This is a genomic window from Vibrio sp. Y176 (genome assembly GCF_033438945.1).
In genome coordinates this window covers 1-704 of sequence record NZ_JAWOQS010000520.1, presented here as the reverse complement: position 1 = coordinate 704, position 704 = coordinate 1, and the positions used below count along the sequence as shown (strand labels likewise).

The 704-nt window shown below is 46.6% G+C and carries 1 protein-coding gene; it reads left to right on the top strand.

Features of this window, described 5'->3' with window-relative positions:
- Positions 1-619, top strand: a 619-nt coding sequence (locus R7O13_RS27075; RefSeq protein ID WP_318305225.1) for a helicase-related protein, incomplete at its 5' end; no start/stop codon positions are given.
- Between the last annotated feature and the right edge of the window lie 85 nt (positions 620-704).

Genomic DNA, 704 nt, shown 5'->3' with positions numbered 1-704 from the left:
ACTAAACGAGCCAGCAGAGATCGACGCAAAATCGCCACTGCGTGAGCGTAAGAAGATTGCTCAATGGTATCACCGTGCTGATAGCGCAGAACACAAACTAGCTCTGCTGAAACATATCATCACAGAGCAAGCTGAGCGCACTATCGTGTTCTTAAAAACTCGTGAACGCTTGGCAGAGCTACGTGCACAACTTGAGAGCGCACAAATCCCGTGTTCGTGGATTCAAGGCGAAATGCCTCAAGATCGTCGTAATAATGCCATTGCACGTTTCCGTGACGGTACTGTGAACGTGCTACTAGCAACAGACGTTGCGGCGCGTGGTATCGACCTTCCTGATGTTTCTCACGTTATCAACTACGACATGCCGCGCACGGCTGACGTATACCTTCACCGTATCGGCCGTACGGCTCGTGCAGGTAAGAAAGGTAACGCAATCTCAATCGTAGAAGCGCACGACCAGCCAATGATGGATCGCGTAGCACGTTACGTGAAAGAAGACATCAAAGAGCGTTTCATTAAAGAGATGCGCCCTAAGCACAAGAAACCTGTGTTTAAGAAGAAAAAGAAAAAAGAAGACAAGAAGAAAACAGCGAAAAAGAAAACCGCTAAGAAGAAGTAATCTTGTTGAGGCTTAAAAAGCCCAAATAGAAATAACAAAGGGTTGGCAGTGCCAACCCTTTATCGCTTGTGTAGCTTTCAATTAA